The 26695-nt window shown below is 59.6% G+C and carries 21 protein-coding genes; 12 read left to right on the top strand and 9 right to left on the bottom strand.

Annotation, left to right across the window (positions count from 1 at the left end; genetic code table 11):
* Nucleotides 1-62: 62 nt before the first annotated feature.
* From EQM14_RS03010 to EQM14_RS16260, 3 genes are read left to right on the top strand one after another with little or no spacing between them, the layout of a single operon-like run.
* The gene (locus EQM14_RS03010) at nucleotides 63-3818 is read left to right on the top strand and encodes a phosphoribosylformylglycinamidine synthase (RefSeq protein ID WP_243112600.1); all 3756 of its coding nucleotides are present in this window, start codon (nucleotides 63-65) and stop codon (nucleotides 3816-3818) included.
* Between the two features lie 27 nt (nucleotides 3819-3845).
* Complete coding sequence (alr, locus tag EQM14_RS03005; RefSeq protein ID WP_128741555.1) at nucleotides 3846-5036, top strand: alanine racemase; 1191 nt, start codon at nucleotides 3846-3848, stop codon at nucleotides 5034-5036.
* 30 nt (nucleotides 5037-5066) lie between these two features.
* The gene (locus tag EQM14_RS16260; RefSeq protein ID WP_164918941.1) at nucleotides 5067-5243 is read left to right on the top strand and encodes a hypothetical protein; all 177 of its coding nucleotides are present in this window, start codon (nucleotides 5067-5069) and stop codon (nucleotides 5241-5243) included.
* 58 nt (nucleotides 5244-5301) lie between these two features.
* On the opposite strand, the gene trpS is transcribed toward EQM14_RS16260, so the two are convergent.
* Together trpS and EQM14_RS02995 are read right to left on the bottom strand one after the other, a co-directional pair.
* On the bottom strand, nucleotides 5302-6312 hold the full coding sequence (gene trpS / locus EQM14_RS03000; RefSeq protein WP_128741554.1) for a tryptophan--tRNA ligase: 1011 nt from the start codon (nucleotides 6310-6312) through the stop codon (nucleotides 5302-5304).
* 30 nt (nucleotides 6313-6342) lie between these two features.
* A complete protein-coding gene (locus tag EQM14_RS02995) occupies nucleotides 6343-7533 on the bottom strand; it encodes an aminotransferase-like domain-containing protein (protein ID WP_128741553.1) in 1191 nt (396 codons plus the stop codon).
* 220 nt (nucleotides 7534-7753) lie between these two features.
* Here EQM14_RS02995 and EQM14_RS02990 point away from each other — a divergent pair, with 220 nt between their 5' ends.
* The 5 genes from EQM14_RS02990 to EQM14_RS02970 all read left to right on the top strand — a co-directional run bounded on the left by EQM14_RS02990 (nucleotide 7754) and on the right by EQM14_RS02970 (nucleotide 15167).
* Nucleotides 7754-10078, top strand: a complete 2325-nt coding sequence (locus tag EQM14_RS02990; RefSeq protein WP_128741552.1) for a SpoIIE family protein phosphatase — start codon at nucleotides 7754-7756, stop codon at nucleotides 10076-10078.
* 735 nt (nucleotides 10079-10813) lie between these two features.
* Nucleotides 10814-11872 (top strand): hypothetical protein, encoded by a 1059-nt coding sequence (locus tag EQM14_RS02985; RefSeq protein WP_128741551.1) that lies wholly within the window; start codon nucleotides 10814-10816, stop codon nucleotides 11870-11872.
* Nucleotides 11873-11876: 4 nt separating this feature from the next.
* Entirely contained in the window at nucleotides 11877-13184 is a 1308-nt protein-coding gene (locus EQM14_RS02980; RefSeq protein ID WP_128741550.1) for an efflux RND transporter periplasmic adaptor subunit, read from the top strand.
* A complete protein-coding gene (locus EQM14_RS02975) occupies nucleotides 13181-13891 on the top strand; it encodes an ABC transporter ATP-binding protein (protein ID WP_128741549.1) in 711 nt (236 codons plus the stop codon). Before EQM14_RS02980 ends, EQM14_RS02975 begins: the two co-directional genes overlap by 4 nt.
* Before the next feature lies 1 nt (nucleotide 13892).
* Entirely contained in the window at nucleotides 13893-15167 is a 1275-nt protein-coding gene (locus EQM14_RS02970; protein ID WP_128741548.1) for an ABC transporter permease, read from the top strand.
* 104 nt (nucleotides 15168-15271) lie between these two features.
* Here the strand turns inward: EQM14_RS02970 and EQM14_RS02965 are convergent, their stop codons facing one another.
* Entirely contained in the window at nucleotides 15272-16441 is a 1170-nt protein-coding gene (locus EQM14_RS02965; RefSeq protein WP_128741547.1) for an aminotransferase class I/II-fold pyridoxal phosphate-dependent enzyme, read from the bottom strand.
* 210 nt (nucleotides 16442-16651) lie between these two features.
* On the opposite strand from EQM14_RS02965, the gene EQM14_RS02960 reads away from it, so the two are divergent.
* Together EQM14_RS02960 and EQM14_RS02955 are read left to right on the top strand one after the other, a co-directional pair.
* Nucleotides 16652-17230, top strand: a complete 579-nt coding sequence (locus EQM14_RS02960; protein ID WP_164918940.1) for a TetR/AcrR family transcriptional regulator — start codon at nucleotides 16652-16654, stop codon at nucleotides 17228-17230.
* A 29-nt stretch (nucleotides 17231-17259) separates the two neighbouring features.
* Nucleotides 17260-17781 (top strand): GNAT family N-acetyltransferase, encoded by a 522-nt coding sequence (locus EQM14_RS02955; RefSeq protein WP_128741545.1) that lies wholly within the window; start codon nucleotides 17260-17262, stop codon nucleotides 17779-17781.
* Nucleotides 17782-17888: 107 nt separating this feature from the next.
* On the opposite strand, the gene EQM14_RS02950 is transcribed toward EQM14_RS02955, so the two are convergent.
* Nucleotides 17889-18794: a LysR family transcriptional regulator gene (locus EQM14_RS02950; RefSeq protein WP_164918939.1), complete on the bottom strand. Its 906-nt coding sequence runs from the start codon at nucleotides 18792-18794 to the stop codon at nucleotides 17889-17891.
* Between the two features lie 157 nt (nucleotides 18795-18951).
* On the opposite strand from EQM14_RS02950, the gene EQM14_RS02945 reads away from it, so the two are divergent.
* The gene (locus tag EQM14_RS02945) at nucleotides 18952-20247 is read left to right on the top strand and encodes an SLC13 family permease (protein WP_164918938.1); all 1296 of its coding nucleotides are present in this window, start codon (nucleotides 18952-18954) and stop codon (nucleotides 20245-20247) included.
* Nucleotides 20248-20323: 76 nt separating this feature from the next.
* On the top strand, nucleotides 20324-21631 hold the full coding sequence (locus EQM14_RS02940; protein WP_128741542.1) for an amidohydrolase: 1308 nt from the start codon (nucleotides 20324-20326) through the stop codon (nucleotides 21629-21631).
* 174 nt (nucleotides 21632-21805) lie between these two features.
* Here EQM14_RS02940 and EQM14_RS02935 read toward each other — a convergent pair whose 3' ends face one another.
* Genes EQM14_RS02935 through EQM14_RS02915 form a run of 5 tightly spaced genes read right to left on the bottom strand, consistent with a single transcriptional unit; the run spans nucleotide 21806 to nucleotide 26347 of the window.
* Nucleotides 21806-23392 carry an NAD(P)/FAD-dependent oxidoreductase gene (locus tag EQM14_RS02935; protein ID WP_128744210.1) on the bottom strand — a complete coding sequence of 529 codons (1587 nt, stop codon included), beginning with the start codon at nucleotides 23390-23392 and terminating at the stop codon, nucleotides 21806-21808.
* The gene (locus EQM14_RS02930) at nucleotides 23392-24174 is read right to left on the bottom strand and encodes a PhzF family phenazine biosynthesis protein (protein WP_128741541.1); all 783 of its coding nucleotides are present in this window, start codon (nucleotides 24172-24174) and stop codon (nucleotides 23392-23394) included. The genes EQM14_RS02935 and EQM14_RS02930 overlap by 1 nt, the downstream gene beginning before the upstream one ends.
* A complete protein-coding gene (locus EQM14_RS02925) occupies nucleotides 24171-24572 on the bottom strand; it encodes an SdpI family protein (protein ID WP_128741540.1) in 402 nt (133 codons plus the stop codon). The genes EQM14_RS02930 and EQM14_RS02925 overlap by 4 nt, the downstream gene beginning before the upstream one ends.
* A gap of 6 nt (nucleotides 24573-24578) precedes the next feature.
* On the bottom strand, nucleotides 24579-25811 hold the full coding sequence (locus EQM14_RS02920; RefSeq protein WP_128741539.1) for an NAD(P)/FAD-dependent oxidoreductase: 1233 nt from the start codon (nucleotides 25809-25811) through the stop codon (nucleotides 24579-24581).
* Between the two features lie 17 nt (nucleotides 25812-25828).
* Nucleotides 25829-26347 (bottom strand): COG2426 family protein, encoded by a 519-nt coding sequence (locus EQM14_RS02915; RefSeq protein ID WP_243112598.1) that lies wholly within the window; start codon nucleotides 26345-26347, stop codon nucleotides 25829-25831.
* Nucleotides 26348-26695 lie beyond the last annotated feature (348 nt).

Below are 26695 nucleotides of genomic sequence, written 5' to 3'. Positions count from 1 at the left end.
TGAAATCTGAATCAGGGATCGGATCGAAATTCAGCCGGCTGTCCGGCGGAATGGGGGAAAAAATGTCAGAAGTCATCCGTGTTTTTGTGGAAAAGCGGCCTGGATTTGATGGGGAAGCACGGCAGCTCAGGACGGATTTGATGGAAAACCTGGGGCTTACCGCCGTGGAGGACGTCAAAATTGTCAACCGTTACGACCTTTCCGGAATCAAGGGAGAAGAATACGCCGCGGCGAGGGATACGATCCTTTCGGAGCCGAACGTGGACCTCGTGTATGAAGAGGAATATCCGTTGCCCGAAGGCTACGAAGCTTTCGCGATGGAATATCTGCCGGGACAGTATGACCAGAGGGCGGATTCCGCCGCCCAGTGCGTTCAGCTGCTGACACAGGGCGAGCGGCCTCAGGTTACCACTGCAAAGCTCGTTGCGGTCAAGGGTCTGCGCCACGAGGACCTGATTAAAATCGAAAATTATCTGATTAACCCGGTTGAAAGCCGCCTTGCTTCCATGAGCAAGCCGGAAACACTCGAATCCGAGGCAAAGGCGCCTGAGGATGTCGTTCGTGTGGAAGGATTCATCTCCTGGAACGAAGGGCGGCTTTTTGAGTATCATCAGTCCATGGGGTTTGCCATGAGCCGGGAAGACCTTCTGTTCTGCCGGAACTATTTCCGCGACGCCGAGAAGCGGGACCCCAGCGTGACGGAGCTGCGCGTGATCGACACCTACTGGAGCGACCACTGCCGCCACACGACGTTTCTGACCCGCCTGAATAGGATTACGGTCGAGCGTTCCGCGCTCAGCATGGCGATCGAGGATGCACTCGCGGAATACTATCACGCAAGGGACGAGGTCTACGGAAGGACCGACCGACCGGTTTCCCTGATGGACATGGCCGTCATCGGAATGAAGCTGCTGCGGAAACGCGGCCTGCTCCCCGATCTGGACGAGAGCGAGGAAATTAACGCCTGTTCGGTCGAGGTGCCTGTCACGGTGGACGGGCAGGTGCAGAAATGGCTGGTGCAGTTTAAGAACGAGACCCACAACCACCCGACGGAAATCGAACCGTTCGGCGGCGCGGCGACCTGCCTCGGCGGCGCGATCCGCGACCCGCTCTCCGGCAGGGCTTACGTCTATCAGGCCATGCGTGTCACGGGCTCCGGCGATCCGCGCGTTCCGTTCGAAAAGACGCGGAAAGGCAAGCTGCCGACGCGCAAGATCACGACCGGCGCGGCACAGGGTTACAGCTCCTACGGCAACCAGATCGGTCTGGCGACCGGTCAGGTGACGGAACTCTACGACCCCGGTTACGTTGCGAAGCGCATGGAAATCGGCGCGGTAATCGGCGCTTCCCCAAAAGAAAACGTGGTGCGCGGCGTTCCGGTTCCGGGCGACGTGATCGTCCTGCTGGGCGGCGCGACCGGGCGCGACGGCTGCGGGGGAGCCACCGGCTCCTCCAAGGCGCACACGGAGCAGTCCATCGAGGTCTGCGGCGCGGAGGTGCAGAAGGGCAATCCGCCCACCGAGCGCAAAATCCAGCGCCTGTTCCGCGACCCGGCTGTCGCACGGAGGATCAAACGCTGCAACGATTTCGGCGCAGGCGGCGTCAGCGTCGCAATCGGCGAGCTGGCGGAAGGGCTCGACATCGACCTGGACAGGGTTCCGAAAAAATACGAGGGACTTGACGGGACGGAGCTTGCCATTTCCGAATCGCAGGAACGCATGGCGGTCGTGCTGGACCCCGGCGACCTGGGTGCCTTTATCGAAGCCGCGGCCCGTGAAAATCTGAGCGCGACCGCCGTCGCGGAAGTGACGGGAACCTCCCGGCTTCGCATGACGTGGCGCGGCGACAGGATCGTCGATCTCGCCCGCTCGTTTCTCGACACGAACGGCGTGACTCAGAACGCCGACGCCCTGATTTCCGCCGTGGACCCGAAGGGCAACTACCGCGCTAAGGTTCCGGAATGCCTCGCGGATCTCCCGTTGGAGCAGGCGTTTGAAATCAACCTTTCCCGGCTGGAGGTCTGCGGCCAGAAAGGGCTTTCCGAGCGTTTTGACTCCAGCATCGGCGCCGAAACCGTGCTGATGCCCTTCGCCGGAACCTATCAGCTCACGCCGGAGGAAGCCATGGTGGCCGGGCTGCCGGTTTCCGGCGAAAGCGACGACGCGACGGCGATGAGCTACGGCTTCATCCCCGGCGTCTCCCGCTTCTCCCCGTTCCACGGGGCGGCCTACGCGGTGGTGGAAAGCCTGTCGAAGCTGGCGGCGGCCGGCGCCGACCCGCTCAAAGCGCGCCTGACTTTTCAGGAGTATTTTGAGCGGATGACGGACGACCCCAGGACCTGGGGCAAACCCGCCGCCGCCCTGCTCGGCGCGTTTTCCGCGCAGATCGGGCTCGGCATTCCTGCCATCGGCGGCAAGGACAGCATGAGCGGAACCTTTGAGGAGATCCACGTTCCGCCCACACTGGTCAGCTTTGCAGTCACAATGACGAAAAAGAGCAGAACCGTCTCGGCGGCATTCCAAAAGGCCGGTTCCCGCGTTCTGCTGCTGCCTCTGCCGGAGGACCCGGACACCCTGCTGCCCAACTGGCGGAAGCTGAAATCCTATTACGCCTCCGTGACCCGCCTGATCGGGGAAAACGGCGTGCTTTCCGCGTCGGTCGTCCGCGAGGGCGGAGCGGCGGCGGCGATTGCGCGCATGTGCTTCGGGAACAAGATCGGCTTCCGGTTTCATCCGGCGGTTCTGAATCACCGCTGCCTGTTCGCACCGGCGTCCGGCGCGATTCTCGTGGAAGTGAGCGGAGAGACTCCCTTGCTGGATCAGGCTTTTCTCACGCTGGGTGACACGATCGAGGAGCCGCGGGTGAAACTCGGCGAGTGTTCGCTGGACCTCGACCGGCTGATCGCCGCGTGGAACGGAACGCTGGATAACATCTTCCCAACAGCGGCTCCGGAAGTTGAAATCCGCGATATTCCTCTGTTTAAAAGCCGGAATTCCTCCGTTCCCGCAATCAAGGCGGCAAAGCCGCGCGTGTTCATTCCGGTGTTCCCCGGTACAAACTGCGAGTATGACAGCGCCCGCGCGTTCGAAAGGGCCGGCGCCCTGCCGGAGGTTCTGGTGGTGCGCAATCTGACGCCGAATGATATCGAGGAGACCATCCGGCGAATGTCGGAAGCGATTTCCCTCTCCCAGATCATCATGATTCCCGGCGGCTTCTCCGGGGGCGACGAGCCGGACGGCTCCGGCAAGTTCATTGCGACGGCCTTCCGCAATCCGCGCGTCGCGGAGGCCGTTGAGCAGCTGCTTACCGAAAGGGACGGCCTGATGCTCGGCATCTGCAACGGGTTCCAGGCGCTGATTAAACTGGGCCTGGTCCCGTACGGCAGAATCACAGCCCCGTCGGAACACGCGCCGACCCTGACGTTCAACAGCATCGGGCGGCATATTTCGCGCATGGTCTACACGCGCGTGACCTCCGTCAAGTCCCCGTGGTTCGCGGGGGTGAACGCGGGCGACGTGTTCGCGGTTCCGATCTCCCACGGGGAAGGGCGTTTCGTCGCGGAGGACGGTGGGATGGATGCCCTGATCGCGAACGGACAGGTTGCGACCCAGTACTGCGCGCCGGACGGTGTTCCCAGCGGCTCGGCCGAATGGAGCCCGAACGGCTCGGTCAGCGCCGTGGAGGGCATCACCAGCCCGGACGGGCACATTCTCGGCAAGATGAGCCACTCCGAGCGGATGGGCAAAAATCTCTACAAAAATGTGCCGGGCGAAAAAGATCAGAAGCTGTTCGAATCCGGCGTAAAATACTTTAAATAATACGAAGTCTGAAAGCTGGCAATCGCTATGACGGATGATATTCTGAAACGGACCTGGGCGGAAATCAGCCTGGATGCCGTCGAACATAATTACAGCGAAATCCGGAAAAGGCTGCGCAGTAAAACAAAAATCTGCTGCGTGGTCAAGGCGGACGCTTATGGCCATGGGGCCGAGCGGCTCGCAGAAGTGTACGGGAGGCTGGGTGCGGACTGGTTCGCGGTCTCCAATCTGGAGGAAGCGCGGCAGCTCCGCAGGGCGGGCGCGAAACTGCCGGTGCTGATCCTCGGCTATACGCCGCCCGAAGCGGCGGCGGAGCTTGCGCGGCTGAATATTTCCCAGGCGCTGGTCGGCGGCGAGTACGCGGCCGCGCTGAGCGGACAGGCCGTAAAAGCCGGCGTGACCGTGAAAGTGCACGTTTCGCTCGACACCGGCATGAGCCGGATCGGCTTTCTGTACCAGCAGCCGGAGCGCGATGCCGGAGCTCTGGACGAAGTCGAGCGCGCGTGCAAATTTCCCGGAATTGATCCCGAAGGGATTTTCACCCACTTTGCGGTCGCCGACGAAGGGGAAGACGGACGCGTCTACACGCAGATGCAGTACCGCAATTTTCTCGACGGGATCGGCCGGCTGGAGCAGCGCGGGATTCGGTTCCGCATCCGCCACTGCGCGAATTCCGCCGCGATCCTCGACTACCCGGAAATGCAGCTCGACATGGTTCGCCCCGGCGTGATCCTGTACGGGCTGATGCCGTCGGACCGCATCCGGAATCCCGTGCCGCTGATTCCCGCAATGCAGCTGAAGAGCGTTGTCTCCCTGGTCAAGACGATCCCCGCGCAAACCTCGGTCAGCTACGGGAGAAAGTTTACCTCAAGTGAAGAAACGAAAGTTGCAACGGTGCCGGTCGGATACGCGGACGGATACCCCAGGGTCCTGTCTCAGTCGGCGGAGATGCTGGTGAGCGGGCGGCGGGCGAAGATCATCGGCCGGGTCTGCATGGACCAGCTGATGCTGGATGTGACGAACATTCCGGGCGTGCGGGCCGGGGATGAAGTCACCGTCTTCGGCCGCGACGGCGAAGTCGCTCTCCCCGTGGACGAGCTGGCCGCGCAGGTTGGAACGATCAACTATGAGCTGGTGTGCGGCGTGTCCAAACGGGTGCCTCGCGTTTACCGGCAGAACGGCGAAACGGTGGGAAACCTCGATTACCTCAGGCGATAACGGCCGCTCCGCCGGAATGGGAGGGATTTCATGCAGCGAAACAGAGCATTGATGGTTTTGGCGTGGGCATTTTCGGCGGCCGCGGTCGCCGCGGCGATTCACAACGCCGTCACGGGAACAGGCACCAGGGAGTGTGCCGAGCTGCTCACCGCCTCCCTGATCCTTCAGTTCTTCTACGTCAGGAGCCTAAAACAAAACAAATATTGAGGAATCCCCCCGTCCGGACGCCGGACGGGGGGATTCCTGATTTCGGATGATCCGGCTTCTACTGAAGGAAGCCGACTTTTTTCATCGCCTTGCGCAGGGTTCTGCGGGCGATCGCCTCCGCTTTCCGCGCTCCTTCGGAATAACATTGTTCCAGGTAATCCCTGTTCTTGATGTATTCGTCGAATTTCTCGCGAATGGGCCTCAAATGCTCCACGACCGCTTCGCCGACCGCCGTTTTAAAGTCGCCGTAGCCCCTGCCGGCAAATTCCGCCTCGATCTGCCCGTCGTTCTTCCCCGTCACGCAGGAGTAAATGCCCATCAGGTTGTTGACTCCGTCTTTTCCGGGCGCGCGGCGCACGCAGGCCTCGCTGTCGGTCACGGCGCGCTTGAACTTGCGCACGATATCCTCAGGCCTGTCGAGAACCGCGATGGAGGCGTTGACGTTTTCATCGGATTTGCTCATTTTGCGGGTCGGGTCCTGAAGGGACATGATCTTCGCGCCCGTTTCCGGAATATACCCGTCCGGCAGCTTGAACGTCTGGCCGTACAGGCCGTTGAAGCGTTCCGCAATATTGCGGGTCAGCTCGATGTGCTGTTTCTGGTCGACTCCGACCGGGACCAGGTCCGCCTGGTAGAGGAGGATATCGGCGGCCATCAGGCTCGGATAAGTGAACAGGCCGGCGTTGACGTTGTCCGGGTGTTTCTGCGATTTATCCTTGAACTGCGTCATGCGCTGCAGCTCGCCGAACTGGGTGTAGCAGTTCAGGACCCACGCAAGCTGCGCATGCTCCGGCACTTGGCTCTGAATAAAAAACGGGCTTTTCTGCGGGTCGATGCCGCAGGCGAGCAGCAGCGCGTAGGCCTCCAGCGTGTTGCGGCGGAATTTGGCCGGCTCCTGCCGCACCGTGATGGTGTGCAGGTCGGCCAGCGCGTAAATGCAGTCGTATTCGTCCTGCAGCTCAATCCAGTTTTTCAGCGCGCCGAGGTAATTGCCGAGCGTGATGGTGCCGCTCGGCTGGATCGCGCTGAAGATTATTTTTTTTGCGGTTTCGGTCTTTTCCGGTTCCATGTAAACTGACGCCTCCATAGATTGATGCTTTCAGCGGATCATGTCGTCTGCGACTTCCCCCAAAAGCTGAATGCCGCGCACGAGGTTCTCGTCGGTCGGCGTGGTGTAATTGATGCGGAACGACCGGCACGGCTGCGATTCGTCCGTCAGGAAGGAATTGCCGGGGACGACGCACACCTTGTGCTCGATCGCGCGTTTGACAAACTCCAGCATATCGGTCCCTTCCGGAAGGGTGCACCAGAAAAACAGGCCGCCCTCGATCGGCAGATAGGTGATTTTCGGAAGGAGCCAGCGGTTCATCGCGTCGACGGCAACCTTCGATTTCTTGCGGTAAACCTCTTTCAGACGCAGCAGGTGCGCGTCGAAATCGTATTTCGTCATCAGCTCATGGCAGAGGATCTGCGCCCAGTTGTTGGTGTGGACATCCTCCCCCTGCTTGCAGACGATCATCTTTTGAAGGATCGGCTTCGGCCCGACGGCGTACCCGACGCGGATGCCCGGAGCCACGACCTTGGAGAAGGTCCCCGCGTAAAGGACGATGCCCTCCGTGTCGAAGGATTTGATGGCGGGAACGTCCTCTCCCGAAAAGCGCAGGTCGCCGTAAGGGTTGTCTTCCAGGATCATCACGCCGTATTTTTTGGCCAGCTCATAAATCCCATGGCGCTTTTCAAGGCTCATGGTCGCGCCGGTCGGGTTCTGAAAATTCGGAATGGTGTAAATGAATTTTACCCGCTTTTCTTCCTTTAATGCCTGTTCCAGCCCATTAAGGCTCATGCCGTCCGGCTCCATCGGCACGCCGCGCAGCACCGCGCGGTAGGAGCGGTAGGTGTTCAGCGCGCCGATAAAGCTCGGAGCCTCGCACAGGACGGTGTCCCCTTCGTCCACAATGGACTTCGTGAACAGGTCCATGATCTGCTGCGCGCCGCTCGTGATGATCAGGTCGTCGCCCTCCGCGCCGATTCCCAGCTTTTCCTTCAGATACTTCCTCAGATGATCCCGCAGCGGCGTGTAGCCTTCCGTCGTCCCGTACTGGAGGGCGTCGATCGGGCGTTGGGCCAGAAGCTCCGCGGAAATCTCCGAAATTTCCCGGGTCGGAAACGCCTCCGGCGCGGGATTCCCCGCGGAGAGCGAAATGACCCGCGGGTCCGACGCATATTTGAAAATTTCCCGGATTGCCGACGGCCTGAGTTCCAGCACGCGCCTGGAAAATTGGTATTCCATGATGATCGACCTTTCCCTGAGTTATTTTATTCCCTATTTTATCACAGTTTCCATTTGGTTGCCATAAAAATCCCAATAAATGAAAATTTGTTCTGTTATGATCCATTTCGCCATTATTCTACATCATGTTATGACAAGATGATCTAAATACAAATCGTATAATAGACTCAGGTCAATTTAGGGACAAGTTGTTCCAATAAACGATGGCGGTGATCATACCATGGCAAAAGAAAACATTCGCCGGGTCCGTCTCTCCACGGCGGCGGCGGCTCCGGCCAGGACGGCCGCGCGGCACCTCGCGGCCTTCACGGCGGGACTGCTTCTCGCACGGGGGACCGTTTTCGGGCAGTACGCGCCCTTCGGCGTCGCGGCGGCGGCGGCGATGCCCTATTCGGTCCTGTGGAGCGTGATCCTCGGCAGCGCCGCAGGGTATCTGCTCCCTTCCGCGGTCACGGTTCCCGTGCACTATCTGGCCGCGCTGCTGGCCGCCGCGGCAATCCGGTGGACGCTGAACGACCTTGTGCGGCTCCGTTCGCATCCCGCGTTCGCGCCCGTGGTCTCGTCCTTGCCGGTGCTGGCGACCGGCATGTCCGTCGCGCTGGTCAACGGTTCCGGCGCGGCGACGGCCGCCATGTATGTGGCGGAGGCCATGCTGGCCGGGGCCGCGGCCTATTTCCTCAGCCGGTCGGTTGCCGCCTGGGAATCCGGCCGCAGCCCTGGTGAGTGGAGCTCTCAGGAAATCACGTGCGCCGCGTTTTCGGCAGGGCTTCTCATCCTTTCCCTGTCCGGGCTGACCGTCGGCGGGATTTCCGCGGGCCGGGTCCTTGCCGTACTGGCGATTCTGTTCGCGGCAAGGTACGGCGGGATCAGCGGCGGCAGCGTCGCCGGAGTGGCGGCTGGAATCGCGTTCAGCCTCTCCACCACGGGCCTGAACTACCTTTCCGGCGCCTACGCGCTGGGGGGCCTGATGGCGGGGCTGTTCTCCCCCGTGGGGCGCCTCGCCTCCGCCTGCGCGTTTGTGGCGGCGAACACGGTCGCCTCGCTTCAGGTCGGGAACCAGTCCGCCGTCGTGAACGGGCTTTACGAGGTGATGGCTGCGACGGTGATCTACATGCTGCTGCCCGCGAAAACCGGCAGCGGCCTGGTGGGAATCTTTTCGCGCAGCGACGACACGCCCCGGACGGAGGGCCTTCGCCGGTCGGTGATCATGAAGCTGGATTTCGCGGCGAAAGCCCTCGGAAGCGTTTCGGAATCCGTCGAGGAAGTCTCCAAAAAGCTGCAGGTCGCCTGTTCTCCCGATGTCAGCAGCGTTTACCACAGGGCCGTGGACGAGGTATGCCGGACCTGCGGCCTGAACGCCTACTGCTGGGACCGGAATTTCACCGACAGCATGAACGCTTTTAACGATCTGACGGACAAGCTCAGGGAGAAGAGACAGATCCAGCGGGAAGATTTCGCCGCGCCGTTCGCCTCCCACTGCAGCCGCCTGAATCTGATGACGGATGCCGTAAACCGCAATTACGGCGAATTCGTGGTCCGGGCGGCGGCGGAGGCGCGGGCCCAGCAGGTCCGCGACGTGGTCGCGGTCCAGTTCGAGACGACCAGCAGCATGCTGGAGGAAATGGCTTCGGAGCTTGAGCTTTACGACAAATTTGACTACACGGCGGCGCAAAAGGTGGAGGAGACGCTCCGCCTCGCCGGGATCCAGCCGTTCGACGTGAGCTGCCGGACGGACCGGTTCGGGCGCATGTCCGTCGAGATCGTCTCGGGGCCGGTGGACGGCGCGCGCCTGAACAAGGCCGAACTGACCGCGGAAATTTCCCGCACCTGCACCCGCACGTTCCAGCCGCCGTGCGTGACCTCCGCGGGCGGAAAGTGCCGGATCCAGATGTCGGAGCTCCCCTCCTACCGCGTCAAGTCCGGCTGCGCCCAGCACGTCTGCGGAAACGGAAAACTCTGCGGCGACAGCTTTGAAACATTTTCCGACGGCAACGGCCGCCAGATCGCCATCCTGAGCGACGGGATGGGGACGGGCGGACGGGCGGCCGTGGACGGCGCGATGGCCTGCGGCATCATGACGCGCCTGATCAAGGCGGGAATCGGGTTCGACGCGGCGCTGAAGATCGTGAACTCGGCGCTTCTGGTTAAGTCCGGCGACGAATCCCTCGCCACCATGGACATCGCCGCGGTCGACCTGTTCAGCGGGAGCGTCGACCTGTTCAAGGCCGGGGCGCCGTCCGCGATCCTGCGGCAGAACGGGCACGCGGTGGTGATCGACACCCCAAGCCTGCCGGTCGGGATCCTGAACGAAACCCGGTTTGCAAAATCCGCCGAGACCCTGTCTGAAGGCGACCTTCTCATTCTGATGACCGACGGCGCCCTTTCCTCCGGGACGGAGTGGATCTGCCGGGAAACGGAACAGTGGAACGGCCGCCTGCCGCAGGAGCTGGCGGAAACGATCGTTTCAAAGGCGATTTCAAACCGTTCCGACGGGCACGACGACGACATCACGGTGCTGGTCCAGATGCTGGCAAAATCGGCATGACCGCACGCAGGGAAAAAGGGGGCCGGGCGCGTTCGCGCCCGGCCCCCCTTTTCCGCGCAAAATATAAATCGGGATTTTTCCTTGACTTCACGGCGAAAAGAGGTATAATTTGGCTGTAAGGCACAATAAGTGCAGCGCAGGGGAAGGTGCACCACCACCCGCCCCCTGCGCACGGAGAAACACCCTCCATACGCAACTGAATCATCAGCACGCTGCGTATCCCATTATACCTCTGCTTTGTCGTTTTGTACAGGGGGAAAAGTGCGGTCCGCGTGCGTTCGACAGCGTTGTATATGGATGAAGAATCCGTGTACGGCGTTTTTTTGTGCCTTGCGGCCGCCGGGGCGGAGCGGGAGTCGCCACCATCCTCTCCCCGTTTCGCCCCGGGCGGTTTTTTGATCCGACCGGGGAAACAGTTCTCCGGGAATGGAAAAACCGGGCTATGAAAGATCACCAACTTGTTCTTGCTATGCAAAATGAAATTCATGCGATTCTCATCAAAATCAGGAAAATTTCCGAAACCCGTTGACAAAGGTTCAAATCAGCGTATTCTTGTATTAAGGTATTAATACAAGAATGGTTGCTTTTTATTTTTGACCAACCTGTTAATAAATTGTAAATTCATTTTTTCAATGGGCTGTTTCTGATTGACACACAAAAAATAAGAGGTATATTTAGTTTATATGATTAACCTTATTGTAAGATAGAAATTCGGCACGATCGGAAAGGAGTAAAATGATGAAAAAAGAAATAGCCCTTCTGCTGACGCTCCTCTTGTCGGCGGGCATTTCGGTTCCCGCCTACGCCGCGGAAGACACGGCGCAGGATTCCGGCCAGAAGCAGGCGGTGGTGGTCTCGCTCGACAGCATCGAGGACATCATGACGACCTACAATCTGGATCTGCAAACTTACAAAAATAGCCTGAAGGCTGCAAAAGACAACAAGGAAGAGCAGGAGGATGACGGCGGAGACGAGGAGTATTTAGACGATCAGTACGACATCGCCCTGTCCCAGTACAGCGAGAACGTCAGCAACGCGGTGCTGAGCGCGCAGAACAGCTATCTCGCCTACTGCGCGGATTACGACCAGTACTCTTCGGCGCAGACGGCCGCGGTCAACGCGGAAAAGGCGTACAATGTGGCGCTCTCCTCCCTTTCGGCCGGATTTGTGGCCCAGAACGAATGCGACGGCCTGAAGGACACGTATCTTCAGACCCAGAACACCCTCGTTCAGCTAGACCGCCAGATCGACCGGGACCGGACGGCCCTGCGCACGCTTCTGAACCTGCCGGACGACGTCAATATGACCGTCAAGCCGGTCGCAAATGACAGCCTCGATCTCAGCGGCATCCCGAATATCAATTACGACGCGGATCTGATTGTCATGATGGGGCTCAACTCCAAAATCAGACAGGCGAATCTAAATTATGATGCTTTAGATCGGAAATATGGATACTCCAGTACCGGAATGAGCGAACACGACGTGGAAAACGCCAAAATCGCGGCGGAGCAGACCAAGGAATCCGAGAAGGCGGCGTTTAAAAAGCTGTACGATTCGCTCAACAGCGCCTACACGGTTTATCAGCAGGACCTTGACAAGGTGCAGCGGGCGCAGCAGGCGCTGGATACGGAAAAGAAAGCGTTTGCGGCCGGCTACTCCAGCCAGCAGTCGGTCAACGCAAAGACCAGCGATCTGAACACCTTGCAGAGCACGCTGGCCACCGACCGGAATACCCTGTATACCTCTTACCTGAGCTATACCAACATGAAAAAAGGATTCTCGACAGGGAGCTGAACCAATGAAGCGGAAAAAGTTCAAATTTACTAAAAAAGTAGCTGTGATCCTGGCGGTCGCGGTGCTGGTCCTGGCTTTCGGGGCATATTCCTTTTCCCTGCGCGCCAAGACGAAGGACATACATACCAATATCACAACCACAAAGCTCGAAAAAACAACCCTCCAGGACACGGTCGCCGTGTCCGGCACGGTCCACAGCGACGATTCCAGCAATGTTTACACGACCCTGACATATCCGGTCAAGACCATCAGCGCGGATGTCGGCGACAAGGTGAAAAAGGGCGATGTGCTGGCGGTGCTGGACACAGCCACGCTGGAGCAGGATATCGAGCAGCAGCAGTACACCGCGGCGGATTCCGACAAAAGCGCGGCGGTGGCCCTGGCCCAGGCCAAGAGGGCGTACGACAACGCCCTCTACCTGAACAACAACGGGCTGAACAGCGATGTGGTCGTGGCCGAGGCCGCGCTGAAAACCGCCGGGGACACATACAATTACAAGAAGCTGCTGTATGAAAACGGGCAGGCGTCCAAGTCGGAGCTGAACCAGGCGCAGAGCGATTACGAAAAGGCGCAGAAATCCCTGACGCTCGCGCAGAACCAGGCGGATCAGAATCTGAAAAACGCGAAGGACTCCTACGACAGCGCGGTCAGCAAGGCGGACGACAAAAGCGCCGACATAGGCCTCGAAAAACTGAAAAAGAACCTTGAGGATTCCGTCATCACCGCCCCGGCGGACGGCACCGTCACCGCAAAAAGCGCGTCGGTGGGCGCCGTTCCGACTGGAGTGATGTTCACCATCGCGAATACGGATAATCTGATTGTCGACATGGAGATCAAAGAGATGGACGCGCCCTCGGTGAAAGCGGGAAATCCCGTGACGGTCCAGACCGACGCCACGGGCGACGCGAAGATCAAGGGGACCGTCGCCTCCATCGCACCGGCGGCCACCTCTTCGACGGAAGGGACCGGGAACGTCACCTACGCCGCGAAGGTAAAGATCAACGACAAGAATTCTTCCCTGCGCATCGGCATGAAGGCCCGCATGGACATCGTTGTTCAGGAGAGGAGAGATATTTTCGTCGTTCCCTATGATACACTGCTGCAAAAGGGCGGCGGCAGCGTCATTATGGTGGCGGAGAAGGCCGGAACGCTTTACAAGGCGAAAGAGGTTCCCGTCACAACGGGCCTTGAGACCGATGTTTCCATCGAGATTTCCGGCTCCGGGCTGAAAGACGGGCTGCTGGTCATCGGCAACCCGGACGGCATCAGTTCCGGGGACACGGTTCAGCTGGCCGGGGAGGCCAAGGAATGAGCCGTACAATCATCCGGATGGATTCCATTGTGAAAAACTACTATATCGGAACGCCGAACGAGCTGCACATCCTCAAGAATATTTCGCTGGAAGTGGAAGAAGGGGATTTCGTCTCCATCGTCGGCGCCTCCGGTTCCGGCAAAAGCACTCTGATGAACATGATCGGCGTGCTGGACCGCCCGACCTCCGGCGAATATGTTCTGGACGGCATCCCCATCCGGCAGATGAGCGACAACCAGCTTTCCGACGTGCGCAACAAAAAGATCGGGTTTGTCTTTCAGACCTTTAACCTGATCCCGCGCAACAACGCGCTGAAAAACGTGGAGCTGCCGATGCTTTACGCGGGCCTGGAGCGCAGAAAGCGCATCGATCGGGCCAAGGAGCTTCTGGCGCTGGTCGGCATGGGGGACCGCATGGACCATCAGCCGAACGAGCTTTCCGGCGGGCAGAAGCAGAGAGTCGCCATTGCCCGCGCGCTGGCGAACGACCCGGCCATCCTGCTCGCGGACGAACCGACGGGCGCGCTGGACTCCACGACCGGGCGTCTGGTGATGGACCTGTTCCACAAAGTGCATGACAAGGACGGAAAAACGATCGTCCTGATTACGCATAACCCGGAGCTGGCGGAAGAGACCAACCGGGTCGTGACGCTGCACGACGGCATGATCGTGGACGACAGGCCCGGTTCCGGAAAGGCGGCGGGATAACATGTTTCTGAAAGAAAACATCGTCCTCGCGATCGCGGGACTGAAATCGAATAAAATGCGCGCTTTCCTGACGATGCTCGGCATCATCATCGGCATCGGCTCCGTCATTGCGATCGTCTCCATCGGCGACGCCGTGACCAACAATGTTTCCGACACCATGGCGGGCCTGGGCGCGAACAATATCTACGTCTATGTCGCGCCGAACGACAACGACAGCATCTACGGCCAGATGAGCGGCTCCGGCTCGTCGGACAAAATCGACGACAGCGATCTTCTGACCATGGACCAGATCAACCAGGTGCAGAAGAAATTCTCCAATGAAATCAGCGAGATCGCGGTGTACGACACCGACGTCGGCGCCGGAAAGGTGCAGGACGGCCATCAGTACGCAAACGTCACCGTCTATGGCGTCAATCCCGGATTCGGCACGGTCGAGAACGTCGACGTCCAGAAGGGGAGATTCCTGCAGGACCGCGACATCGACGGAAGCCGCAGGGTCGCGGTGGTTTCCGACAAGCTGGCCTCCAACATGTTCGGAAGCGGCACCGACCCGCTTGGAAAGAAAATCAACGTCGATACGGACAACGGCGTGGACTCCTACACGATCGTGGGCGTTTACAAATACGTCCAGCAGGGCATGGGCGGCATGGGCGTCGCCGATAAGGACATCCGCACAACGATGTATATCCCCGTGACCGTGGCCAAGGAGACGTCGGAAAACCAGAACTACTCCGATTTTGAGATCAAGCTGAAAAACGTCAACGACACCCACGCGTTTACGGACCGGATCAAGACTTACATGCAGCATCTGTACGCCAACAATTCCAAGTACACCTGCACGGCCTACAATATGGAGAACATGCTTTCCTCCGTCACCTCCATGATGAACACCATCTCCATCGCCATTGCGGCGATCGCGGCAATCGCGCTGGTCGTCGGCGGCATCGGCGTCATGAACATCATGCTTGTCTCCGTAACCGAACGCACAAGGGAAATCGGGACGCGCAAGGCGCTCGGCGCGCGCAGCAGCTACATCCGGATGCAGTTCATCACCGAATCGGTCATCATCTGCGTCATCGGGGGAATCATCGGCATCATTACGGGAATCGGACTGGCGGCGGTCGGGGTCGCGCTGCTGAAAATGAAGCTGGTGATTTCCATCCCGATCATTTTCATCAGCGTCGGGTTCTCCATGCTGATCGGCGTTTTCTTCGGGTATTATCCGGCAAAGAAAGCCAGCCAGCTCGACCCGATCGAGGCTCTGCGCTACGAATAGGGCATCACCTTTCCCCACAATCCGGCTTCACAACCTCAACGCAGGACGCCTCCCGTTTTCGGGAGGCGTCCTGCGTTTCTTTCGGCCGTTCTCTCTGAGCAGGATCATCCCTGCTTCAGAATTCCGCTCCGTTCGATCGCTCTGACCGCCCGCCCCATTTCCTCTTCGCTTCGGACCAGAGCCATGCGGACGTGCCCTTCCCCGGAAGGCCCGAACGCCGAGCCGGGCGTCACCAGCACGCCGGTCTTCTGAAAAAGGTCGCCGACGAACGCGGCGCTGTCCGAATACGGCGCCGGAATCTTCGCCCAGACAAACATCGTCGCCCTCGGCTTTGGAATTTCCCATCCGGCGGCGTTCAGGCCCTCCACCAGCACGTCCCTGCGGCGCTCATAGGCGGCCCTTGTCCGTTCCACGCAGTCCTGAGGGCCGGTCAGCGCCGCAACGGCGGCTTTCTGAACCGGCAGGAACATGCCGTAATCCAGATTGGATTTGAGCGCCTTCAGCTTGGAAATCACACTCCGGTTCCCGACGGCAAAACCGATTCGCGCGCCCGCCAGGCCATAGGTTTTGGAAAGCGAATTAAACTCGATTCCGACTTCTTTCGCGCCGGGGGTCTCAAGGAAACTGCCGCATCGGGCGCCGTCGAAAACCAGTTCGCTGTAAGCGTTGTCGTGAAGCACGATGATATCGTAGGTTTTCGCGTAATCCACCAGTTCCCGATAAAAGGACGGCGGCGCGATGCTGGTTACGGGATTGTTGGGATAGGAAACCACCATCAGCTTTGCGCGTTTGGCGGCCTCCTCCGGCACGGCGTTCAGGTCGACGATCCAGCCGTTTTCCTCCTTCTGCGGCATCCGGTACAGCTCCGCCCCGGCCAGCAGCGGCCCGTCCCCGAAGATCGGGTAGCCGGGGTCCGGCACCAGAACGAGGTCGCCCGGGTCGGCAATGGCGAGCGAAAGGTGCGCCAACCCGTCCTGCGAGCCCAACAGCGAAGTGATCTCCGAATGCTCCAGTTCGACTCCGTATCGGCGCCGGTACCATGTGCAGACGGCATCCAGCAGCTCTTCGCCGTCCGTGATGGCGTATTCATAGCTGCCTGGGTCCTGAACGCCCCGCGACAGCGCGTCGACCACATGCCGGGCCGGAGGAATGTTCGGCGAACCGATGCTGAAATCGATCACCGATTCTCCCTTCGCGGTCCTTTCCCGCTTCATCTCAGACAGCGCGGAAAAAACGCCCGTTTCAAAGTGACGCATCCGTTTGGAAAATTCCAAGAAGAACACTCCCGTCTTTCAGCTTGTTTAACGGGTATTGTAGCACAAGCAGTATGAAATAGGAAGAGAATACTGCAATTTATCTGATAAATTATTCAAAATATTATGGATACCATAAATATCAAAGATTGACAAAATTTGATGAGCCTGTTATGCTGAGGTAAAATTGCTAAGCATATGCTTAAATTATCAGGAAAGAAGGGCCTTCCCATGGGCCTTCGGCAAAGACAGAAGGAAAACCGCCGCAAGGAAATTCTCGACTGCAGCCTGAACCTGTTTATCCGGCGCGGCTACGAGGGAACCAGCACGCGTGAGATCTCCCGTGCGCTCGGCATCAGTTCCGGGCTGCTGTTCCACTACTACGACACGAAGGAACGGCTTTATTTGGAACACTTGAAAACCGCTCTGGACGGGATCCGGATGATGGAGGAATACCTTCTTCTTCCTTTGAGCCCGATTCAGATTTTTCATGAGATCGCGGAGGCCGCGCTTTCCTATTTCGCGATCTCGCCCGCGACGGCGAAAGTTTTCCTTCTTGCAAGGCAGGCCCTTACCGCCGATTACCTGACGGAGGAAATGAAGGAAACGGTCCGGGAGATGAATATTGCCGACCGGTTCGTGCCGACGGTCAGAGCCGGGCAGAAGGCGGGCGAGATTCGGGCGGGCGACCCCCGGAGCCTCGCGCTCTGCTTTTTCTCCGCAATGGAAAGCGCGGCGGAAAACGCCGTTTGTTTCCCTTCGGTGCCGATGCCGGAGGCGGATTGGCTGGTCGATCTGATCAAAGCCTGATTCGGCAGGCGGGACAGGAGGAATTTTTCATGCCGGATTTTATCATCAGGCCCATTCGGAAGGAAGACGCCGAGAGCCTCAACGAAATGCGCAGAATGCCGGAAGTATTTTACAACACGCTGGCGGTGCCTTCCGGGCGGATCCAAGAGACGGAGAGATTCATCGCCGGGCTTGGGCCGGACAGCCACCAGTTTGCCGCCGTCGTTCCCGAGGAAAGCGGCAGGGAAAAAGTGATCGGCACAGTCGGACTGAATGTCATCTCGAGCCCCCGGATGCGCCACTCGGCCACCCTGAACATCATGGTCCACAGGGACTATCAAAATCAGGGCGTCGGCGCCGCGCTGATGAAAACCGCGCTGGATCTGGCCGACAACTGGCTGATGCTGGTGCGGGTCGAACTCGGCGTTTACGCGGACAATGAGCGCGCCATCCATCTTTACAAAAAGATGGGGTTCGAAGTGGAAGGCACAAAACGGAAGTCGGTCATCCGGGACGGAACCTATGTGGACGAGCTGGTCATGGGCCGGATCCGGAACGTTCAGGCCGGATAGGGTACAATTGAGCGGATCAGGCAACAAACGGAGACATTTCCCGCGGCACACGGGAAATGTCTCCGTTTGTTCTGTCCGGCGCGCCATCCTCTTTCGGACGGCCGTTCTCAGATCAGGTCATCCATCTCCATTTTCAGTAACCGGATATACTGCTGGATATCCGCGTTCATTTGCTCCCCTCGGCGGAAAATGACGACAAGCTTCATCGGTTCAACCGGCAGCTGGAAGCTGACCAGTCCGAACTGATTCAGGATTTCCTTCGGGAGCCGGCATCCGATGCTGAAAGCGTCGGTGGTGCCGACAATTTGGCAGCGGAGATTTCTTTCGTCCACTTTGATACAGGATTTAAACCGGATCTTTTTTCCCACTACAATAAGCTGGTTTACCATATCCAGCACGCTCTGTGAAAAATAATCGACATATGGATAATTTCGGAGCCTCTCGAGATCCAGCGGCCCAGCCTCAGCCAGCGGATGCTCCCGGCGCAGATTGACATTCACCGGAAGGTCACAGATTTCCATCATGGACAGATTATGGCCGGAGGCCGTCTCGCGGACGGTGTCTAAGTTCTGCGTTGAGAGAACGATCGCCAGCAAATCCAAACTCAGCTGGTAAAGGGAATGAAGCCCGCCCGAAACATCCACCTCCCGGCAGGACAGCTCCGCTTTCGGCTCATGCCCGCACTTCCGGCACAGAGCGAGAAACGCCTCAATCAAGGGGGTGTAGCTGGAGACGCCGAGAAAAAAGCGATGCGGCGGACTGCCGCGGCCGATCTCATACATCTGATCCGCGTGATGAACCATAATCCGCGCGTGCTCCAAAAACTGTTCTCCCTTGCGCGTCAGTGAAATCCCCGTGTGAGCCCGCCAGAAAATGGAAAAACCAAGCTCTTTTTCCAGTGCCTTGATGGTTTCACTGGCATTCGGCTGCGAAAGAAACATCTTGCCTGCCGCCTTTGAAATAGAACCGGTTTCACTCACGGCAATGATAAGCTTCAGCTGCTGAAGATTCATAAATACCATTTCCTTCCCTGGTAAGGACCATAATAAAAGCCGATATCCGCATAAATGATTTATATTATACAATATCTTTCCAGCATGATATCATATTTTTATTAATTTTTGTAGTGCAGCGCTGCGCAAACAAAAAGGGATAGGAAGGAAGGATATCGTGACTACACAGCTCATCATATGTCTGCTGATCTTTGCCGCCACGCTTGTCAGCTTCATCGCAGGTAAATTCAGCATGGCGACCACGGCGGTCATAAGCATGCTCCTGCTGGTGCTGACCGGGTGCACTGATCCTGAAACCGCCCTGTCGGGGTTTTCAAACTCCAACACGATCATCATGGCAACCATGTTCGTGGTTTCGGCGGGCTTCAGCCGCACGCAGATGGTCTCCAGAATGTCTCATCTGGTGGCAAGGATCAGCAAGGGCTCCTTTACGAAAATCCTGGCAGGGTATGTGCTCATCATCGCTGTTCTGACCCAGTTCATCCAAAGCTCCATGGCATGCTTCAGCATTGTGTTTCCACTGGCGTGCGCCATTTGCGATGAAATGGGGTACAGTCGGTCCAAAATGATTTTCCCGATCGGCATCGTCTCCATCTCCACCGTTTCCATCCTGCCGTTTGGCAACAGCGCGGTGATGTACCTGACGAACAACGGCTATCTGGAATCTTATCATTACACCGCTTACCTGTTCAAAATGCTGGATCCCATGATCGCCCGTTTGCCGGGCATGATCCTGATTATCCTCTATGCCATCTTTTTCGCCCCCAGGCTGGCCCCGGAAAAGCCGGTGCTGGAAATCAGCACGGTGGAAAGCAAATTTTCCGCCGGGGACGGCAGGCTTTCCCCCTTACAGGAGATTCTCGGGTATGTGTCGTTTTTCGGGATTGTCATCATGCTGCTGACACAGCCCCTGCATAACATTCCTTCCTGGGAGATTACGACCATCGGGGCCGTTATCATGGTCGCCTCCGGCATCCTGCGGCCAAGGGACGCCTACCAGGCGATGGGCCTGGGCGGCATGGTGCTTCTGTATGCCGGCATGCTCGCCCTCGGCAGCGCGCTGACAACCACCGGAGCCGGCTCCCTCGTCGGCAATTTCCTGGCCGGCATGGTAGGGAATTCCCGCAACAACTATGTGATCGGCCTGCTCTTCTTCATCACGCCTTTCATCTTGACGCAGTTTATGATGAACGTGGCCGTCGTGAATATCTTTATTCCGATCGCGATCATCACCAGCAAATCCCTGGCGTGCAACCCGCTCGGCCTGATCATGCTGGTGTGGATCGCCTCCCTGACCGCCTTTATGACCCCGATGGCGACGCCGACCGTCTCCATGGTGATGGGCCTCGGCGGATACGACCAGAAAACCATGTTGAAAATGAGCTGGCTGCCCGCCATTCTGATGTGCGTCGTCAACGTTTTCTGGGTCATGACGGTGTTTCCCGCATTTTAAGCCCGCCACAAGAATTGGACGCAAAACCGGAGGCTAATCCGTCTGTACAAATTGACAGGCAAAAGGAGAAACGGTAATGTATAATGAAATTATTCAGATGGCTGAAGAAATGAAGCCCGTCCTTTCGGAGCGGCGGCGCGACCTGCACCGGTACCCGGAGCTTGGGTGGTGTGAAATGCGCACCTCCTCCCTCGTCGCGCGCGGGCTGAAGGACCTGGGGTTCGACGAGGTTCTGGCGGGCCGTGACGTCTGCGATGCGGCAAGCCGCATGGGACTCCCACCGGAGGAAGAGCTGGAGCGCCAGTACCGGCGGGCCGTGGAACAGGGCGCCGACCCGGAATTCCTGCCGGCCACGCATGGCGGCTTTACCGGCGTGATTGGAATCCTCCGCTGCGGGGAAGGGCCCACGGTCGCGCTGCGGTTCGACATCGACGCTCTTCCGCTGACGGAAACGCGCAACGCTTCCCACCTGCCCAACACGGAGGGCTTTGCCTCCCGCAATCCGGGCGTCATGCACGCCTGCGGCCACGACGGCCACACCACGATCGGCTTGGGAACCGCGAAAATCCTAGCCGCGATCCGGGGGCAGCTGCACGGTACGTTGAAGCTGATCTTCCAGCCCGCGGAGGAGGGAGTCCGGGGGGCAAAATCCATTGTGGAAAACGGCCATCTCGACGGGGTGGACTACGTCCTGGGCGCTCATCTCAGCGGCGGAACGGATGCAACCGCAGGCTCTATCGGCGCGGGGCGCGGCACCACGCTGGCGACCACGAAAATGGATGTCACCTTTTCGGGCAAAGCCACGCATGCGGGACTGTCCCCTGAAAAGGGCAAAAACGCCATGTTGGCGGCGGCAACCGCGGTTCTGAATCTGCATGCCATCCCCCGCTTCGGCGGCGTTTCAACCCGGATTAATGTCGGAAAGCTGGTAGCCGGCAGCGGCCGAAACATGATTTGCGACCATGCGAAGCTGGAACTGGAGGTGCGCGGCGGCTCTCCGGAAGCCAATCAATACATGGAGGACTACACCCGGCGCATCATAAGTGCTTCCGCCGAAATGCATGGCTGCAAGGCAGCAACCGAATTTGTTGGGGTTGCAAAATGCTCCGTCAACTCTCCCGAGTTGGCGGCAAGGGTGAGAAAAATCGTACGGGAGGAAGCGGGAATTCCCACCCTTTCAGCTCCCGATGGACTTATGGGCAGCGAAGACTACTCTTATCTCTCGGAGCGCGTTCAGCGGCAGGGAGGGCAATCCTGTTACTTTACGAATATTGTTCGCTGCGCCGGTTCTTTTCACAGCCCCGAGTTTGATTTTGACGAGATGGGGCTGGTCAACGGCGTCAAGGCATTCAGCATTATAGCGGCCGATCTGATGAATCCATAACATGCACCCGGCCCGACAGACAGAGAAAAGACGCGGCTGAAGACGGGGGCCGCCGGAAAATTCCGGCGGCCCCCGTCTTCTCTTTCCGTCAACCCGCGACGATTAAAAATCCAGGCATAAAGGTCCAGCCAAAGAATACGCCATCCCTTCGAAAGCCGTGATGGAAATACCGAATCAGGACAATTGCTTCAGGATCCGCTCCGCGCACCGGATGCCGTCCACGGCCGCGGAGACAATGCCCCCCGCGTAGCCGGCCCCCTCGCCGCACGGATACAGACCCGGAAGCGCGGGGGACTGCCCGTCCTCCTCCCCGCGCAGGATGCGCACCGGCGATGAGGAACGGCTTTCCACCGCCGTCAGAACCGCATCCGGGAATGCAAAGCCGCGCAGGCGGGCGTCCATCCGCCGGATGCCTTCGCGCATGGAATCGGCGATGAAATCAGGAAAGCAGCCGTCCAGCGAACAGGGCGTCACGCCGGGACGGTAGGTCGGCACGACATCGCCCGGCCGGACGGAGGCGCGGCGCTCCAGAAAATCCTCCACGCGCTGCACGGGGGCGCGGTACTCCCCTCCCCCCAGGCGAAACGCGGCCTCCTCCAGCTTCCGCTGGAGTTCCACGCCCGCGAGCGGGCCGTCCGCCCCGAAATCCTCCGGCCCCACGCCGACCAGCAGGGCGGCGTTCGCGTTTTCCCCGTCGCGGGCGAAACGGCTCATTCCGTTGGTCGCCAGCCGCCCCGGCTCGCTGGCCGCCGCGACGACCTGCCCGCCCGGGCACATGCAGAACGTGTACACGCCCCGCCCGTTTTCCAGATGGACGGCGAGTTTGTAATCCGCCGCCCCAAGCGCGGGGCGGCCCGCGAATTTCCCGTACTGCGCGGCGTCGATCAGGCTCTGCGGATGCTCGATCCGCGCGCCGACGGCAAACGCCTTCGGCTCCATCGGGACACCCGCGGCGAACAGCTCTTCAAAGGTGTCCCGCGCGCTGTGCCCGACCGCCAGGATCACCGCTCCGGTTTCGAGCCGTTCCGGCGCGCCGCGCCGCGTCCGGAATTCCACGCCGGAAACACGCCCGTCCTTCCGCAGCAGGGAGGTCATCCGCGTGTCGAAAAGGATCTCCCCGCCGAGCGACAGGATCCGCTCCCGGATTCCCCGGACCGCCCGAGGCAGGCGGTCCGTCCCGATATGCGGCTTCGCCTCCCAGAGGATTTCACGCGGCGCGCCGGCGGCGGCGAATTCCTCCAGCACCTTGCGGATGCGCGGGTCCTTGGTGCCGGTGTTCAGCTTCCCGTCCGAAAAGGTTCCCGCGCCCCCTTCTCCGAACTGCACGTTGCACTCCGGGTCCAGCGTCCCATCCCGCCAGAAGCGGGAAACCAGTTTCTCCCGCTCTTCCACGCGGGAGCCGCGCTCCAGCACGACCGGGCGCTGGCCCGCCTGTGCCAGGATCAGCGCCGCGAACATGCCGGCCGGGCCGAATCCCACAACCACGGGCCGCTGTTCCAGGGCGCGGCAAACCGGCAGCTCATACCGGTAAGGCACCGCTTTCGTCACCCGGTGGTCGCGCGGCGCCCGCGCCGAGGGGCAGTCCGCCTCCGCCGTGCAGACAAAATGGACGTCGTCCCTCTTCCGCGCGTCGACCGATTTGCGGAACAAGCTCAGGGAACGGATCGCCTCCGGCGCGACACGCAGGCGTTTCGCGGCCTCTTTTTTCAGGTCCTCCGGCGAGCCGTCCAGCTCCAGCCGAAGCTCGGAAATCCGATAGATCAAAACGTAATCTCCCCCGTCAGATACAGCGCGGCCCTGCCGCCGATCTTCACGCGGTCCCCGCACAATTCGCAGGAAAGCAGGCCTCCCCGCGCGGAAAGCTGCGCCGCCGTCATCCGGCTCTTTCCAAGGCGTTCCGCCCAAAACGGAATCAGGCTGCAGTGCGCCGAGCCGGTGACGGGATCTTCCTGCACGCCGACCGCCGGAAAGAAGCACCGGGAGACAAAATCCGTGCTTTCCCCCTTCGCGGTGACGAGAACTCCCATCCCGCCCTTGAGGTTCCCCATCTTCGCAAAATCCGGCTTCAGGTTCCTCACCTGCCGCTCGGAATCCAGCAGAACAACCAGGTCGCGCGACAGAAAGGTTTCCCGCACCCCGGCTCCCAGAACCTCCGGAAGGCCGTCCGGCGTTTCGACCGGTTTCGGCGGCCGCGAAGGAAAATCCAGCGTAAAAACATCCCCTCGGCGTTCCGCAAACAGGGTCCCGCTCATGGAATGGAACTCCATCTTTTCAGCGCCGGGCTCGACAAACCGCGAAATCGCATAAGCCGAGCCCAGCGTCGCATGGCCGCACAGGTCGACCTCCTCCGCGGGGGTAAACCATCTGATGTCATAACAACCGTTCCGCTTTACCACAAACGCGGTTTCGGACAGATTGTTTTCCGCCGCGATGTTCCTCATGGCCTCCCGGCCCGGGAACTCATTCAGGATGCAGACCCCGGCGGGGTTCCCTTTGAAAACCCTGCCGGCAAACGCATCGACGACATAATAAGTACAATTCATTGGTTATTCTCCTCTTTCAGCGTTCCATCCGGACGATATCTTTTCCTAAGCCGGCCCTCCGTGACCGCAATGCCGAGAATCGCAGGGACCAAGACCGCCGCGATCAGATAGGAAAAGGGCAGACCCCAAAGAGTCTCTTCCGCCCGCAGGATATGGAACAGATAGGAAGCCGCAAGGTCCGGCAAAAGAAAGACGAAGCCGGATTTTAACAGCAAATCGCCGCACCAGCGGTTCGCGTCGGTCCAGGCCTTGTTGCTTTTCATGGCGATTTTTCCCACATGGTATCCGCAAAACGTATCCGGGTATTCAGAATGATGGTTCCGGACCAGCCAGCCGACCAGAAGAATAAACCCCGTGAACACAAACATCAGGACATCGATCAGAACTTCGCCTTCCAAAATCCATCATCTCTTTTCACGCAGAGAATCCGCCGCCGCTTTCCCGGCGGCCAAACCGCTGGCCCACGCCCAGTGTAGGTTAAAGCCGCCGCAGTCGCCGTCGACGTCCAGCAGCTCGCCGCACAGGTACAGCCCCCGGCATTTTTTCGACTCCAGACTCTCCGTCAGCTCCGAAAGCGGGACGCCTCCCGCCGTTGCCTGCGCCCGGTCCCAGGAAAACGTCCCCCGGACCGGGAAACGGAAGTCCTTCGCCGCCGAGGCCAGCCGGCCGAGATCCTCCCACCGCAGCACCCCGGACGCGCCGCCAAACGCGTATCTGGAAAGCTCAACACACAGCGCCTTGGGCAGAAAGCCCTCCAAAAGCTGAGGCGCGGAAAGCTCCCCCGCCCCCTCCGCCGCGGCACGCAGCAATCCCGTCACGCGTTCCAATGAATACCCGGGAAAAAGATCGAGCGCGATTTCCGCGTCCTTCGGTGCGCGCAGATCCCCAAAGCAGCGGGAAAGCTCAAAGATACAGATGCCGGACAGCGCGTTTTCCGTGAACTGCACCTCTCCGGCGGAAGCGCGGACCACCTGGCCGCGTGTCCGAAACGCCGCCGACACCGGACAGCGCACGCCCTTTAAGGGACGGACCCGCGCGGGGTCCGTTTTGACCGGCGCCAGCGACGGATACACCGGGACAACTGTATGGCCCAGGGCTTTTGCCAGTGAGTATCCACCGCCGTCCGAGCCGGACTGCGGGCAGGCCGAGCCGCCCGCCGCGAGGATCACCCGCCGAGCAGGCAGGTCCCCTTCCGGCGAAGAGAGGAGAAACCCGCCGTCCGATTTTCGGATGTCTTTCACGTCAAAGCCGCACAGGACTTCCACGCCGAAACGATCCAGGTTCCTCCGCAGAACATTCAGGACCGACGAAGCCTGCAAGCTGTATGGATAAATCCGCCCGCCGTCCAGTTCCCGGCAAAGCAGGCCCGCTTTTTGGAACAGCTCCAGAATCCGCTCCGGCGGGAAGCGGTCCAGCACCTCGCGCGCCCCCGCGTCCCCGTGGTAATGCGAGCCGTCCCCCGCGCCGCGGTTGGTCAGGTTGCAGCGGCCGTTGCCGGTCAGGAGCAGCTTTTTCCCCACGCGCGGATTTTTCTCCAGGACGACGGCGGAGCCCCGTTTTCCGGACGCCGCCGCGGCGAGGGCCGCCGCCAGACCGGAGGCGCCCCCGCCCACGACGGCAAGATCCGCCTGTCGCATGGAATCAGATCCTTTCCTCACCAGATCGAGCCGAGAACGCCGTAGGCGAGCAGGCACATGATGGCGTCCGCGACGACACACCCCAGCGCGACGGAAAGCAGAGCGTCCCGAAAGCGCATGCCCATCAGGGCGGCGGCGGCGGAACCCGTCCACGCGCCGGTCCCGGGCAGCGGGACGGCGACAAACAGCAGCAGGCCGAAGGTCTTGTATTTTTCGATCTGTTTGCTCTTGCGATTCATTTTATCCTCAAGCCGCCGCACCAGGCGGACAAATCCCGTGTTGCGCAGCCATTCCAGAATCTTCCGGAAAAAGAGCAGGATAAAAGGCACCGGCAGCAGTGTGCCCGCGAGGCACAGGAGAAAGGCCTTTACCATGCCCACGTGCAGCAGGCCGGCCGCGAGGATGCCTCCTCTCAGTTCAAGAAGAGGCAGCAGGGAAATTAAAAAAACAAGGAGTTCCGCAGGAATTCCCCGAAAGGTATCAATGAGCGATGTAACAAGCTGATCCATTTCTATAAATACCTCGATAGGATTCATTGGTTTTCTTCGGCGATTTTCTTTCCCCGGCGGCTTTTTCAGCCCTTTCAGTCAAAAGCGGGCACGGGAGGGGTTTCCCCGGTTCCGAGCGTTTTGACGCGGAAAGACATTCGGCCGGAAAGGGGCCGTCTTTTCAAACGCCTTATGAAAAGAAAGCGAAAAAAAAGGCGGAAAGGATAATCAGGACCGCGCAGACGCCGGCGAGGATGCGGACGATCATCGCATGAGGCTTTACGGCTTCCGGTTTTTTCTTCATGGCAAGCCCTCCCAGTTCTTTATATTATAGCAAACAGCGGGACGAAAATACAGTATTTTCTCCGTCTTCATTGGATTTTCATCCGGTGCTCC

This window comes from Caproiciproducens sp. NJN-50 (genome assembly GCF_004103755.1).
Classification (GTDB): domain Bacteria; phylum Bacillota; class Clostridia; order Oscillospirales; family Acutalibacteraceae; genus Caproicibacter.
This window is presented reverse-complemented; position numbering and strand designations above follow the sequence as displayed.